Origin of the sequence: Actinoplanes sp. NPDC049548, assembly GCF_040676695.1 — a bacterium.
Taxonomy (GTDB): Bacteria; Actinomycetota; Actinomycetes; order Mycobacteriales; family Micromonosporaceae; genus Actinoplanes.
Genome location: NZ_JBFAPM010000027.1, coordinates 12,407 through 25,834, shown reverse-complemented (window position 1 = coordinate 25,834; position 13,428 = coordinate 12,407). Strand labels below are relative to the sequence as shown.

General features: G+C 70.2%; 10 protein-coding genes and 1 riboswitch. Of the genes, 5 read left to right on the top strand and 5 right to left on the bottom strand.

From position 1 onward, the window contains the following. Position 1: 1 nt before the first annotated feature. Positions 2-1,063 carry a sugar ABC transporter substrate-binding protein gene (locus tag AB0J80_RS34560; RefSeq protein WP_364713560.1) on the bottom strand — a complete coding sequence of 354 codons (1,062 nt, stop codon included), beginning with the start codon at positions 1,061-1,063 and terminating at the stop codon, positions 2-4. A gap of 142 nt (positions 1,064-1,205) precedes the next feature. Here AB0J80_RS34560 and AB0J80_RS34555 point away from each other — a divergent pair, with 142 nt between their 5' ends. Then, entirely contained in the window at positions 1,206-2,195 is a 990-nt protein-coding gene (locus tag AB0J80_RS34555; RefSeq protein ID WP_364713558.1) for a LacI family DNA-binding transcriptional regulator, read from the top strand. Here AB0J80_RS34555 and AB0J80_RS34550 read toward each other — a convergent pair. Further along, entirely contained in the window at positions 2,179-4,383 is a 2,205-nt protein-coding gene (locus tag AB0J80_RS34550; protein ID WP_364713557.1) for a discoidin domain-containing protein, read from the bottom strand. The two genes, AB0J80_RS34555 and AB0J80_RS34550, sit on opposite strands and share 17 nt — an antisense overlap. Positions 4,384-4,900: 517 nt before the next feature. Here AB0J80_RS34550 and AB0J80_RS34545 point away from each other — a divergent pair. Both AB0J80_RS34545 and AB0J80_RS34540 read left to right on the top strand, forming a co-directional pair. Then, positions 4,901-5,401, top strand: coding sequence for a metallophosphoesterase (locus tag AB0J80_RS34545; protein ID WP_364713556.1), 501 nt, complete (start codon positions 4,901-4,903; stop codon positions 5,399-5,401). Between the two features lie 73 nt (positions 5,402-5,474). Continuing rightward, positions 5,475-6,551 (top strand): TPM domain-containing protein, encoded by a 1,077-nt coding sequence (locus tag AB0J80_RS34540; RefSeq protein ID WP_364713555.1) that lies wholly within the window; start codon positions 5,475-5,477, stop codon positions 6,549-6,551. A gap of 184 nt (positions 6,552-6,735) precedes the next feature. Here AB0J80_RS34540 and AB0J80_RS34535 read toward each other — a convergent pair whose 3' ends face one another. The 3 genes from AB0J80_RS34535 to add form a co-directional block, all read right to left on the bottom strand. After that, positions 6,736-7,815: an L-dopachrome tautomerase-related protein gene (locus AB0J80_RS34535; protein ID WP_364713554.1), complete on the bottom strand. Its 1,080-nt coding sequence runs from the start codon at positions 7,813-7,815 to the stop codon at positions 6,736-6,738. 317 nt (positions 7,816-8,132) lie between these two features. Continuing rightward, on the bottom strand, positions 8,133-9,557 hold the full coding sequence (locus AB0J80_RS34530) for a glycine hydroxymethyltransferase (protein ID WP_364713552.1): 1,425 nt from the start codon (positions 9,555-9,557) through the stop codon (positions 8,133-8,135). 19 nt (positions 9,558-9,576) lie between these two features. Then, positions 9,577-9,668, bottom strand: a riboswitch (ZMP/ZTP riboswitch). Between the two features lie 27 nt (positions 9,669-9,695). Next, on the bottom strand, positions 9,696-10,619 hold the full coding sequence (gene add / locus AB0J80_RS34525; RefSeq protein WP_364713550.1) for an adenosine deaminase: 924 nt from the start codon (positions 10,617-10,619) through the stop codon (positions 9,696-9,698). Between the two features lie 46 nt (positions 10,620-10,665). Between add and AB0J80_RS34520 the strand changes: the two genes are divergently transcribed. Together AB0J80_RS34520 and erm are read left to right on the top strand one after the other, a co-directional pair. Then, positions 10,666-12,249, top strand: coding sequence for a sodium:proton antiporter (locus AB0J80_RS34520; protein ID WP_364713549.1), 1,584 nt, complete (start codon positions 10,666-10,668; stop codon positions 12,247-12,249). A 385-nt stretch (positions 12,250-12,634) separates the two neighbouring features. Continuing rightward, entirely contained in the window at positions 12,635-13,396 is a 762-nt protein-coding gene (erm, locus tag AB0J80_RS34515) for a 23S ribosomal RNA methyltransferase Erm (protein WP_364713547.1), read from the top strand. The last annotated feature ends 32 nt before the right edge of the window (positions 13,397-13,428 follow it).

Below are 13,428 nucleotides of genomic sequence, written 5' to 3'. Positions count from 1 at the left end.
GTCAGCCCCAGCAGTTCTGCTTGCCCCACGCGGTGTCCTTGGACGCCACGCCGGACTGCGGCTGGTCGGTGATCAACTCGGTCCCCGTGTCGACGAAGTCCTTGCCCTGGGTCGCCTGCGGCTTCTCGCCGTTCTTGGCGTACTTGGCGACCGCCTCGACACCCAGCTCGGCCATCTTCAGCGGGAACTGCATGGAGGTCGCGCCGATGACGCCCTTCTGGACGTTGTCGACGCCGGGGCAGCCGCCGTCGATGGAGACGATGGTGACGTTCTTGTCCTTGCCGGCCGCCTTGAGCGCCTGGTACGCGCCCGCCGCCGCGGGCTCGTTGATGGTGTAGACCAGGTTGATCGACGGGTCCTTCTGCAGCAGGTTCTCCATCGCCGTACGGCCGCCGTCCTCGGCGCCGTCGGTGACGTCGTGCCCGGCGATCCGCGGGTCGTTCTCGTCGCCGATCCGGTTGGGGTCGCCGACCTGGACGCCGAACCCGTCGAGGAAGCCCTGGTCCCGCTTGACGTCGACGGAGACCTGGTTGGCGTTGAGGTCCAGCATGGCGATCTTCGCCTGCTTGCCTTCCTTGTCGAACTTCGCCTTCGCCCATTGTCCGATGAGCTTGCCGGCCTGGTAGTTGTCGGTGGCGAAGGTGGCGTCGACGGCGTTCGCCGGATCGGTCGGCGTGTCCAGGGCGACGACCAGCATGTTCTGCTGCTTGGCCTTGTCTATCGACGGCACGATGGCCTTGGAGTCGCTGGGGGTGATCAGGATGCCCTTGGCGCCCGAGGAGATGAGGTTCTCGATCGCCTGCACCTGGGCCTCGTTGTCCCCGTCCTGCTTGCCGGCGAACGACTGGAGCTTCAGACCTTGCTCCGTCGCGGCCTTCTGCGCGCCCTCCTTCATCTTGACGAAGAAGGGGTTCGTGTCGGTCTTGGTGATCAGGCCGACGATCTGGCCACCGCCCGATCCGCCACTGTCGTCGCCACCGCACGCCGCCGTCCCGAGCAGCAGCGCCGTGGCGGCCAGTGCGGGGCCCAGTCGCCCTCGCCTGATCAGCGTTGATCCACGCATGTCTCCTCCAAATCGATTTAGCAGGAATCCAGAGACAACGTTGTCTTGCAGTAGACGACTCGGGGGATCGACTGTCAACAATTAGTTGCCGGTTCGTTGCAATCAGTGATCATCTTCAGGGGGATCGATGGGGCGGCCCACGATGAACGACGTCGCGCGCAGTGCGGGCGTCAGCCTCAAGACCGTGTCCCGGGTGGTCAACGGCGAGCGCACCGTCGACCCCGAGCTGGCCGCCCGCGTCCGGGCCGCCGTCGCCCTGCTCGGCTACCGCCCGAACCTGGGGGCGACCATGCTGCGGCGCAACGACCGGCGCACCCGGACCATCGGGCTGCTGCTCGAGGACGTGAGCAACCCGTTCTCCGCGGCCCTGCACCGGGCGGTGGAGGACGAGGCGCACGCCCGCGGCGTCCACGTGCTGACCGGCAGCCTCGACGAGGACCCGGCCCGCGAACGTGACCTCGCGGGGGCGTTCGCCCGCCGCAACGCCGACGGGCTCATCGTCGCTCCGACCGCTCCTGATCAGGGCTACCTGGCGCGCGAGCTGCAGCCCGGCATCCCCGTCGTGTTCGTCGACCGGCCGGCCGCCGGCTACCGCGGCGACACCGTGCTGGCCACGAACCGCGCCGGCGCCGCCGAAGCCGTCCGGCACCTGATCGCGCACGGGCACCGCCGGATCGCTTTCCTGGCCGACGCCCCGAGGATCGCCACCGCGCGCAGCCGCCGGCTCGGCTACCGCGACGCGATGCGCGAGGCCGGCCTGCCGACGTGCGAGGCCGTCGAACCGGGACCGGACGTGCAGGCCGCGACGCCCGCCCTGCTGCGGCTCCCGGACCCACCGACCGCGCTGTTCACCGCCCAGAACCTCATCACGATCGGCGCCGTCCGGGCGCTGCGCCGGCTACGGCTGCACCGCCGGGTCGCGCTCGTCGGCTTCGACGACTTCCCCCTCGCCGACCTGCTCGAACCTCCCGTCACCGTGGTCGCCCAGGACCCGGCCGCGATGGGCCGGGCCGCGGCGCGCGCGCTCTTCGAGCGCATCGACGGGCACGAAGAAGAACCACGCGAGATCAGCATCCCGACGATGCTGATCCCGCGCGGTTCCGGAGAGCTGCCGCCTACGGGAAGTTGGTGACCGTCACCGGTACGGTCGCCGTGCCCTGTGCCGCCCCGCCGGTGTTGTTGACGACGTGGTCAATGACCCCGTTGCCACCCAGCGAGACCGTGAAGATGTTGTGCAGCCGCACGCCGCCGTTGACCGGCACCTCGAAGCCACGGTCCGAGTGCACCTGCGGGTTGACGTTGAAGTAGCAGTAGCTGCCCATCGCCCACGCCTCGTGGCTCGTGACGTTGTCCGCCACCTTGTACGCGGCGTACCCGTTCGCACCCGTTCGCCATGCGGCGTTCGACGGCGGGTCGTACGGCTGTTCGTTCTGCAGGAAGTACGTCCGTCCACCGTTGCCGTTCCAGATGACCTCGTACTTCTGGTAGTGCTCGACGAACAGGCCGTACGCCGTCACGTTCTGACCGTTCACGATCAGGCCGGTGTCGGCGGTGTTGACCGTCCAGCCGTACGTGCCGGCGTTGCCGTGGTCGGCGCGCCACGCCCAGATGTGGTCGATGATCGTGTTGTTGCTGTTCACCAGCAGGCTGTTGGTGGCCTTGCCGGCGATCGACCCGCCGATCCGGAAGAACACGTCCTGCACGGTGGTCGGGTTGCCGGCGTGGTTGGCCGAGGACCCGTTCGGGCCGACGACCAGCAGGTTCGCCGAGTTGGTGGTGCCGGCGTCGAAGAGCAGGCCGGCGACCTTCACACCGTCCACGTCGGCCACCTGCATCGGCGTGACGCCACCGTCCGGGATGATCGTCGCGTAGCCCAGGCCGAGCACGACGGTGTTGGCGCGGGTCACGTTGATCGTCTGGTTCACGTGGTAGACGCCCGGCTGGAAGATCAGGTTCAGACCCTGGGCGAGCGCCTGGTTGATCGTGGCGGCCGAGTCACCGGGCTTGGCGACGTAGAACTGGCTCAGCGGGAGGCTGGTACCCGGGGTGTTCCCGTTGATCCAGGTCGCGCCCGAGGCGTTCTGCTGCAGGTTCGGCACGAACACCGCGTACTGGCCGCCGGCCTGGTAGAGGTAGGGCTTCTCCCGGATGACCGGCGTGGTGCCGATCGTGGTGTACGGCGGGTTCGGGAAGCTCGAGGCGGGAGCGCCCTGCACGCCGACGAAGGCCTGGTTCCACACCGCGTTCAGGCTCGAGCCGATCTGGCTGTTGCGGGTGAACCACTGCTGCTGCGAGTACTGCTGCTCCGAGCCGCTGATGCGGGAGTCGGCGATGTAGCCGCCGGACGCCCAGCCGTACCCGTTGGGGGCGAGGTTGAGGTCGCCGTGTATGTCCATGCGGCGGAACGGCGCGGCCTGCGAGACGGCCCACCGGTCGGCGCCGTTCACCGGGTACACGGAGATGTTCTCCACCGAACGCCAGAAGTTCTGGGTGGCGTTGCCCTGGAACCAGCCGGCGTCGACGGTGATGTCACCGTTGATCCGCACGTCCTGCGGGTTCTGGCCGAGGCCGATCACCGAGGTGTAGAAGCCGACCTGGATGTTCAGGCCGTTGTAGGTGCCCGGCTTGAAGGCCAGGACGTACCGCTGCAGGCCGAACTGGTTCGACTCCATCTCCCGGAAGATGGCGTCGGCCTTGCTCTGGATCGAGGCGGACGACATCGACGGGTCGAAGACGATGACGTTGTTGCCGAGGCTGCCGCCCGGCGGGACGGTCGGCCCGGTCGGCGGGGTGGTGGGGTCGGTCGGGGTGCCGCCGAAGACCTTGAACTCCCACAGCGAGTAGCCGTAGCCGGTCGCCCGCGCGGTGCCGAGCATGCGCACGTACCGGGCGGTGGCGTTGACGGTCACGCTCTGGACGCCGAGCAGGCCGGTGAGCGCCGGGCTGGCGTCCGTCCAGGTCGAGCCGTTGTCAGAGGTCTGGATCTTGAAGGTCTTCGCGTACGCGGCCTCCCAGTTCAGCTCGACCCGGGTGATCGTCGAGCTGGCGCCGAGGTCGACGTCGAGCGTCTGCGGGTCCTGGAAGGCGGACGACCACCGGGTACCGGTGTTGCCGTCGACCGCGGCCGAAGCCGGGAAGACGCCCGGGTTCTCCGACGAGGACGCGGTGGCGGGCTTGCCCTGTGAGAGCAGCGTCTCGGCGGCCTGAGCGTTCAGCGTCGTGAACGCGCCGAACGCCATGACGACCGCGACGACCAGGCCGCCGGCGGCACCGAGGCGCCACCGGCGGCGAGATCGGGGGATGGCTGTGGGGACGGTCATGACTTCTCCTCGTCCTTCAGGGTCGAACGCGCGGGGTTCGCGTCCGATAGGCCTCGCCGCGGGAAACGGAGCCGGGTTCGCGCGGCGAGGGCGGAGCCGGGGAATGCTCCTGCGGCAAGCGATCGTGGGAGAGCGCTTCCCGTCCTGTGGACGCTAAGTTCGTTACGGCGATGTGTCAAAGGTTCGGCCGAAGGGTTACGACAGCGGTTCCGGAACCGGTTCCGCCGTCCGGGTGGACCTGACCCGGTCCCCGCCCGCGCGTGCCGGTATCCTCAACACCCTCGAACGTCCACTGTCGAGCGCATACCTCGCCATCCACCTGGGAAAACTCGCATCGCCCCCAGCTTCTACCGGATTGCGGCGCGACCGTCGACGGTCCCGCCGAATAACGTTTTTCCGCCTACATCGACGCGCCCGAATCGGCTGCTTCGAGAAGGACGGGCCTTCGCGGCAATCCGGGCAGCGGGGGAGAACGGGGAAGCGCTTCCCAGCGATCGCGACCGCCTACAGTGGCTTCATGCGGCTGGTCCTGATGACCGACACCCACGTCCCGAAACGAGCGCGCGACCTTCCACCCGAACTGTGGGGCGCGGTCGACGAGGCAGACGTGGTCATCCACGCCGGCGACTGGGTCTCGGCCGGCATGCTCGACGAGCTGGAGGCCCGCTCCCGCCGCCTGGTCGCCTGCTACGGCAACAACGACGGGCCGGAGCTGCGCGCCCGGCTACCGGAGATCGCCCGCGCCACCCTCGACGGCATCCGGCTGGCGGTGATCCACGAGACCGGCGACGCGAAAGGCCGCGACCAGCGCTGCGCGGCGGCCTTCCCGGACACGGACGTCCTGGTGTTCGGCCACTCCCACATCCCCTGGGACACCACGGCGCCGGGCGGACTGCGCCTGCTGAACCCCGGCTCCCCCACGGACCGGCGACGGCAGCCTCACTGCACGTACATGACCGCGACGATCGCGTCCGGGAGGCTCGAGGACCTGGTCCTGCACCGGCTGCCTCGCCGCTGATCGGCCGTGGCAGTGACGCACATAACGCTGACCAGGGCATCCTTCGTTGACGCCGTGCCTCATATTGAGCGTCATGAGATCACGAGTGTCGGTGCCGGCGGCGGTTCTGCTCGCGGCCGCCCTGGTGGGCATGGCGTCCCCGGCCCAGGCGGCGCCCGCCTATCCCCGGGCCACTGGCCGGTGTGTTGACCAGACCGGCGTGCTGGGCGCTCCGCTGTGCAAGAAGATCACGGCAATCCTGCTCCGCGACGAGAAGGCCGCCTCCGACGAGATCGCGGTCGCCGTGGTGCCGACCACGGGCGACGACAGCATCGAGGACTGGAGCACCGGGCTCTTCAACACCTGGGGCGTCGGCAAGAAGGACGAGAACAACGGCGTCCTGCTCGTCGTGGCGATCGACGACCACCACGTACGCCTGGAGACCGGGCGCGGCCTTGGTGACCGGCTCACCGACGACGAGGCCCAGCGGATCGTCGACGACGTCATCACCCCGCCGTTCACCGACGAGCAGTACCCGCAGGGCATCCTCGCCGGTCTCGACGAGGTACGCCGGACACTCGGCCACCGCATCCCCGCGAACGCGCGGCTGGAGTCGCTGGCTGCGTCGGCGCCCAATGCGGAACCGGACTCCGCGGACGGCGGCGAAGACTCAGGTAGCGGTTCCGGCGTCTCCTCCGGCCTTTCCTCCGGCAGCAGCTCCGGCCTTTCCTCCGGCAGCAGCTCCGGCGGCCTCTCCTCCGACACCGATTCGGGCGGTGACTTCGACGGCGGCTCGGACGGCGAGTTCTTCGCCGGCGGGTTCGACGACAGCGACTTCGATGACGGCGACGGTTCCGTGTCGATCGGAGTGGTCGCCGTCGGGGCGTTGGTCCTGGTCGGCCTGGTCGTGGTCTTCATCGCCCGCGCTGCCGGCGGTTCGGCGGGCTCGGGCGCGTCCGCTGCCCGTACCCGGGGCTGGTCCTCCCCCGGCCACCACAACCCGGCGCACCACACGACGTGGATGGCCGGCGGTTTCGACACCGGCAGCACGTCGAACTCCGGCTTCGATTCGTCGAGCTCGAGCTTCGGCTCGTCGAGCTCCGGCTTCGACTCCGGTTCGAGCTTCGGCGGGGGCAGCTCCGACGGATCCGGCGCCTCCGGCAGCTGGTGAGCCCGGATCGGCCAATCAGACAGGGGCAGGTCCGCGCCTCCGGCAGCTGGTGAGCCGGGATCGGCCAACCAGACAGGGACAGCCCGACGGATCCAGCGCCCGCAGCAGCTGGTGACCCCGGACCGGCGAACCAGACAGGGACAGCCCGACGGATCCGGCGCCTCCGGCAGCTGGGAAGTGCAGCTCAGGCCAACCGGACGGGCCCTGCGTCGATCGCAATCCGGAAGAGCGAGTAGGGGTAGCGGCGCTTGTCCCGGCCCTGCTGGTAAGGAGCCTGCCGGTGCAGCTGGTTGGCCGTGACGTACAGGTATCCGTCCGTCACTGACATCGTGTCCGGCCAGAGCAGGCGCGGGTCGTGCACGAGCGTCTCGATCGTTCCGTCGGGCAGGCGCCGCAGGATGGCGTTGTGTTCGGCGTTCGTCAGGTAGAAGCGGCCCTTGTCGTCCGTCTCGAGGCCGTCGCCGACCCCGCCCTTGTCACCCTCGTCGACCACGGTCGCGGCCACCTCGTCGTCGCTGAGCTCGCGGTCGACCAGGGCGTCGGTGGAGACGCTGTACCAGTGGCGGGACATCAGCGGGCAGTAGTAGAGCCGCGAGCCGTCCGCCGCGATGGCGATGCCGTCCGTGCCCATGGTGACCGGCTCGGGCGGGCCGTCCTCGGGGCGTTCCAGGAACGGGTTGCCCTCGACCACCGGCAGGAGGTCCGGCGGCCGTTGCGCCTTGGTGGACGGGTGGTCGTGCAGGCGCCGCCAAGCCGTACCGCTGGGCAGGTCGACCACGATGATGCCGTTCGGGCCCCGGTCGGACGAGTCGGTGATGTACGCGACCTTGCGCCGCAGGTCGAAGCGCACGTCGTTCAAGTATGTCGTGGGCAGCACCGACGTGCGGTCGAAGCAGATCGTGTGCACCACGGTGTCGGTGGCGAGGTCGATGCAGACAAGCTTGGGACCGCCGACCTCGGTGTCCTGGAACATCGGCGCGCCGGTGTCGAGAACCCACAGCCGGTTCTTCGGGTCGACGACGACGCTCTGCACGGACACGAACGCCCGGGGGTCGTCGTTGCCGGACGGGCTGTTGTGCGCCTGGTCGGGGTACGCGACGACGGCACCGTCGCGCAGCTCGCCGACGGTGAAGACGACCTCGTCGCCCCACCTGGGGAAGTTCACGAAGATCCGGCCGCCGGCCGACACGCTGACGCCGGTGGGCATCGGGCCGTTGTCGAACGTGTGCACCGTCTCCAGCGAGGCGGCAAGGTGCTCGCTCATCGTGGCCGGGTACCCGCCGCGGCACGTGCTGAAACAGACACAACGGGCCGAGGCGTCGCCTGCCGAACACACAACGCTGCGAACAACATTCGACGAACGAACGGAGTGGGCCCGACCTCGCCTGCCGAACAGAGCGGGCACGAACAACGTTCGACGAACGAACGGGATGGGCGCAGGTCTGCCCGCCGAACACACCAGGCGCGAACGACGTTCGACGGACGAACAGGAGAGCCCTGCCCGAACACAACCGGGCGAGCGACGTTCGACGAACGAACGGGATGGGCCCGGCCGGAGCCGGGCCCATCCTGCCGGGAGTGTCAGACGCCGAGGTCGACGCTGGGATAGAGCGGGAACCCGCCGAGCAGCTCGCTCGCCTGCTTGCTGACCCGGTCGGCGACGGCCGGGTCCAGGTCGAACTTGGCCTTCGACGCGCCGGCCTTCGTCTGCGACAGGACCGTGTGCATCAGCTCGGCGATCTGGTCCATCTCCGCCGTGCCGAGGCCGCGGGTCGTGAGCGCCGGGGTGCCGACCCGGATGCCGGAGGTGTACCAGGCGCCGTTCGGGTCCTGCGGGATCGCGTTGCGGTTGGTGACGATGCCGCTGTCCAGCAGCGCCTGCTCCGCCTGGCGGCCGGTCAGGCCGTACTTGTCGACGTCGATCAGGACGAGGTGGTTGTCGGTGCCGCCGCTGACCACCGTCGCGCCACGCTTGATCAGGCCTTCGGCGAGGGCCTGGCTGTTGGCGACGATGCGCTGGGCGTAGTCGGCGAACTCCGGCCGGCGGGCCTCGGCGAACGCGATCGCCTTGGCGGCCATGACGTGGCCGAGCGGGCCGCCGAGGACCATCGGGCAGCCGCGGTCGACCTGGTCGGCGAGCTCGGGCTGGCAGAACACCGCGCCACCGCGGGGGCCGCGCAGGCTCTTGTGGGTGGTCGTGGTGACGATGTGGGCGTGCTCGATCGGGTTGAAGTCGCCGGTGAAGACCTTGCCGGCGACCAGGCCCGCGAAGTGCGCCATGTCGACCATGAAGGTCGCGCCCACCTCGTCGGCGATCTCCCGCATGATGCGGAAGTTCACCTTGCGGGGGTACGCCGAGTAGCCACCGACGATGATCAACGGCTTGAACTCGCGCGCCGACTCGCGCAGGGCGGCGTAGTCGATCTGGCCGGTGGCGGGGTCGACGCCGTAGCTGCGCTGGTCGAACATCTTGCCGGAGATGTTGGGGCGGAAGCCGTGGGTGAGGTGGCCGCCCGCGTCCAGCGACATGCCGAGCATCCGCTGGTTGCCGAAGGCCTGGCGCAGCTCGGCCCATTCGGCGTCGGTGAGGTCGTTGACGTTGCGCTTCTGCGCCTTGGCCAGCGCCGGCGCCTCCACCCGGTCGGCGAGCACCGCCCAGTACGCGACCAGGTTGGCGTCGATGCCGGAGTGCGGCTGCACGTACGCGTACGGCGCGCCGAACAGGGCCTTGGCGTGCTCGACGGCGACCGACTCGACGGTGTCGACGTTCTGGCAGCCGGCGTAGAAGCGGCGGCCGATGGTGCCCTCGGCGTACTTGTCGGAGAGCCAGTTGCCCATCGCGAGCAGCACGGCAGGGGACGCGTAGTTCTCGGACGCGATCAGCTTGAGGGACTCCCGCTGATCGTGCAGCTCCTTCGCGATCGCGTCGGCGATCCGGGGCTCGACGGCGCGCACAGCGTCCAGCGCGGCGCGGAAAGCGGTCGATTCGGCGTTCAGCTCAGACATCGGACCTCCCTATCACAGGTGATGAGGCCCAGGCGCACGGCAGTCACCCCGGTGGGTGGGACCGCTCCCCGATGGTCATCCATCTTGAACGCGCCAGTCACGGCCCGCGGACGAGCATACCGGCGCCGGGCGCTGTGGTCACATCCGTTGCAGGCGTGACCGGGTCCGCTCGTCGCACAGCGCGCCGGCCAGTCCGGCCTCGAACGCCGCCTCCTCGGTGACGCCCAGATCGGCGGCGAGCGCGTACTCGCGGGACAGGTCGGTGAAGAACATCGCGGGATCGTCGGTCGAGATCGAGCAGAGAACGCCGGCCCGGGAGAGCTGGGTGATCGGGTGGTCGCGCTCAGTGGCGTACCCGAGGCGGATGTTCGAGGTGGGGCACACGTCGAGCACGATGCGGCGTTCGGCGAGCTCGGCCATCAGCTGCGGATCGCGTACCGCGGTGATGCCGTGCCGGATCCGGCTCGCGCCCATGCGCAGCGCGGACCGGACCGACTCCGGACCCGCCGCCTCCCCCGCGTGCGGGACCAGACCGAGCCCGTATTCGGCGGCGTAGCGCATGGCCGGCTCGTACGGTTGGTCCGGGAACCGGCCCTCGCGGCCGGCGAGGCCGAATCCGACCACGCCCCGCTCGCGGTGGCGCACCGCGGCCCGGGCCACGCGCATGCCGAAGTCCGGGTCGGCGCCGCGGTACTGCTCCGGGGTCAGCCGCACGATCACGCCGTGGGTCTCCTCCGCCTCGGCTGCGCCGTCGCAGTAGCCCGCCATGATGGCGTCGAGGCCCAGGTCGGCGGCCAGCTGCGGGTCCGGGGTGAAGATCCCTTCCAGGTACGCCGCGCCGTGCCGCTCAGCCTCCGCGGCGTAGTCGACGACGATCCGCCGGAAGTCATCGGGCGTTCGCAGGCAGGCGGTCGTGACGTTCCACATGTCGATGAAGTGGTGAAGGTCGCGGAAGCCGTCGACCGGTTGCGGCACCGGGAGCCGGTTGCGGCGCGCGATGGCGGCAAGGGTGTGCGGACGTACAGAACCTTCGAAATGGACGTGCAGTTCGATCCTCGCCACTACGGCATTGTGCCCGGCGGTGGAGTTCGATCATTAGCCTGAGCGGGTGAACGGCGTCCAGATCCTGCTCATCGCCGCGGCCGGCATCGCCATCTCCGCGTTCGCCCACCGGCGGGGCCTGCAGCCCGGTCTCATCGTCGTGACGCTCGCCGCGGCGGTCAGCTTCGTGCCAGGCATGCCGCGGCTCGAGCTGGAGAGCGAGCTCCTGCTCGCGATCGTGGTGCCGCCGCTGCTGTACTCGGCCACCCGCGCCGCCTCCTTCACGGGCTTCAACCAGAACCTGCGCGCCATCGTCAATCTGGGCGTGGTGCTGGTGGTGCTGACCGCCGGGGCGCTCGGCGTGCTGTCGTCGTGGCTGCTGCCGTCGCTGGGCCTCGCGGCGGCGTTCGTGCTCGGCTCGGTGCTGGCACCGCCGGACACCATCACCACCGTCTCGCACGGCGAGGAGCTGGGGCTGCCGCGCCGGGTCACCACCATCCTGACCGGCGAGAGCCTGGTCAACGACGCGACCGCGCTGACCCTGTTCAGCATCGCGGTGGGCGCGGTCAGCGGCGAGCACACCTCGTGGAGCGGCGGCGTCGGGGAGTTCCTGCGCACCGCCGGCATCGGCGTGGCGATCGGGGCGGCGCTGGGCACGGCGACGCTGTGGATCCGGAGGATGCTGCGGAACTCGACGCTGGAAACCGCGCTCGTGCTGCTTGTTCCGTTCACCGCGTTCCTCACGGCCGAGCAGGTGCACGCCTCCGGCATCCTCGCCGTGGTCGTGGCCGCGTTCGCGATCAGCATCAACACCTCGATGGACCCGCGGCACCAGTATCCGGGCGCGTACCGGACGCGGCTGCAGGAGGAGGCGTTCTGGCCGGTCGTCGACTTCCTGCTCGAGACGTTCGTGTTCGCGTACATCGGACTGCAGCTCAAGTTCGTCGTCGAGGATCTGCGCGCCGACGAGGACCCCGGCTTCACCCGTACCGTGATCGCCGCCGCGGTCTTGTTGCTCGCAGCGATCCTGGTCCGCCTGGCCGGGGTGTATCTGCTGTTCGGCCGCTGGCAGCTCGACGAGCTGCTGAACCGGCGGCGCCGGGAGGCGGACCCCGAGCGCGCCCGGCGGGCCGAGGAACGCCGGGCCCGCCGGATGCGGGGCCGCAGGCGGTTCGACACCCCGCTGGGCCCGCCGACGCCGCGCGAGACACTGGTGGTCGGCTGGACCGGCATGCGCGGCATCCTCACCCTTGCGGCCGCAGCTGCCATCCCCGAGACGATGGCGAACGGCCAGCCGTTCCCCGGCCGCGACGCCGTACAGGCGATCGCCCTCGCCGTCACGCTCGGAACACTGTTCGTCCAGGGAACGACCGTTCGATGGCTCGTTCGCCGGCTGGGAATGGACGTACGCGCCGAACACGAACAGGCCGCGGCGATGCGTTCGCGCGGCGAGGCGATCATGGCGGCTGCCGCGGAGGGTACGGCGGACGAGCACTTCGACACGCGCCGCAACGCGCTGAGCCGGGCCGTGATGCAGGGCGAGATCGACGAGGACACCGCCCGCCGACTGATCGCCGAGCTGGACCTGCGCCAGGCCGCCCAGCACACCGTCGTCGAAAATGCCGTGAAGCCGGCCGTCCCCGGGGCGTAGGGTCGCGCCATGCCTACGACGCATGCCCTCCTCGGCCAGGCGTGGACGCCTGTCGCGCGGGGACCGATGCACTCGTCCCGGCTCCGCGCCCGGCGTCGCGCCCTGCGCCGCCGCTCCGGCTGACCGAGTTCCGCTGAGCGCTGCCGCCAGGGCCCCTTCGTGTCCTCTTCCCACGGACGGGCCGCAATGACGTATGTCCGCGTTCGCCGCATCGAACGGCAGCACGAACGGCCTCACTGACGCCCGACCGCGTTCGCCGCACCCAACGGCAACACGAACGGCCTCACTGACGCCCGACCGCGTTCGCCGCACCGAACGGCAACACGGACAGCCGCGTTGATGCCTGTCCGCGTTCGCCGCTCCCGCGGCAGACAGGACCACGGTCATGGCGCTTCACGAACACGCCCGCGCGCGGCGGGCCTTCGGCCAGAATCTGCTCACCGATCCCCGGGCCGTCCGGCAGCTCGCCCGAGCCGCCGGCATCGATCCGGGCGACCTCGTCTACGAGATCGGCGCCGGACGCGGGAACCTCACCCGCGAGCTGGCCCGGCACACCGACCGGCTCATCGCGTACGAGCTGGATCCGGCGATGGCGGCGGCCGTGCCCCGCCGGCCGGGCCTGACGGTCCGGACCGGAGACTTCCTGCGGGCCGTGCCGCCCCGGGAGCCGTTCCGGGTGGTCGGCAACATCCCGTACGCGCTGACCGCGGCGGTCGTCGAGTGGTGCCTCGATGCGGAGCACCTCGAATCCGCGACGCTGCTCACCCAGCTCGAGTACGCCCGCAAACGAACCGGCGACTACGGCCGCTGGACCCGCCTGACCGTCGCCACCTGGCCTTACGTGCGCTGGGACCTCGCCAGCCGGGTGCCGCGCACGGCCTTCCGCCCGGTACCCCGGGTCGACGGCGGCATCCTGCACCTGCACCGCCGTTCGGTGCCGCTGGTGGCCGACCCGGTCGCGTGGCGACGCTTCGTCCACCTCGGCTTCACCGGCCGGGGTGGTTCGCTGCAGGCCACCATGCAGCTTCGGTACGGCGCCCGGCGAACGTCAGCGGCGTTCCGGGCCGCGCGGCTGGCACCGGACGTGCCGGTGGGCGAGGTGTGGCCGGAGCGCTGGCTCACGCTCTTCCAACTGCTCGACCGCTGAAAACCGGCCGGCCGGTGCAACCCGGCCGACCG

Bases quoted from the DNA above. Each gene is read 5' to 3' on its own strand.
- AB0J80_RS34560 (WP_364713560.1), bottom strand. From the start codon at position 1,063: ATGCGTGGATCAACGCTGATCAGGCGAGGGCGACTGGGCCCCGCACTG.
- AB0J80_RS34555 (WP_364713558.1), top strand. From the start codon at position 1,206: ATGAACGACGTCGCGCGCAGTGCGGGCGTCAGCCTCAAGACCGTGTCC.
- AB0J80_RS34550 (WP_364713557.1), bottom strand. From the start codon at position 4,383: ATGACCGTCCCCACAGCCATCCCCCGATCTCGCCGCCGGTGGCGCCTC.
- AB0J80_RS34545 (WP_364713556.1), top strand. From the start codon at position 4,901: ATGCGGCTGGTCCTGATGACCGACACCCACGTCCCGAAACGAGCGCGC.
- AB0J80_RS34540 (WP_364713555.1), top strand. From the start codon at position 5,475: ATGAGATCACGAGTGTCGGTGCCGGCGGCGGTTCTGCTCGCGGCCGCC.
- AB0J80_RS34535 (WP_364713554.1), bottom strand. From the start codon at position 7,815: ATGAGCGAGCACCTTGCCGCCTCGCTGGAGACGGTGCACACGTTCGAC.
- AB0J80_RS34530 (WP_364713552.1), bottom strand. From the start codon at position 9,557: ATGTCTGAGCTGAACGCCGAATCGACCGCTTTCCGCGCCGCGCTGGAC.
- erm (WP_364713547.1), top strand. From the start codon at position 12,635: ATGGCGCTTCACGAACACGCCCGCGCGCGGCGGGCCTTCGGCCAGAAT.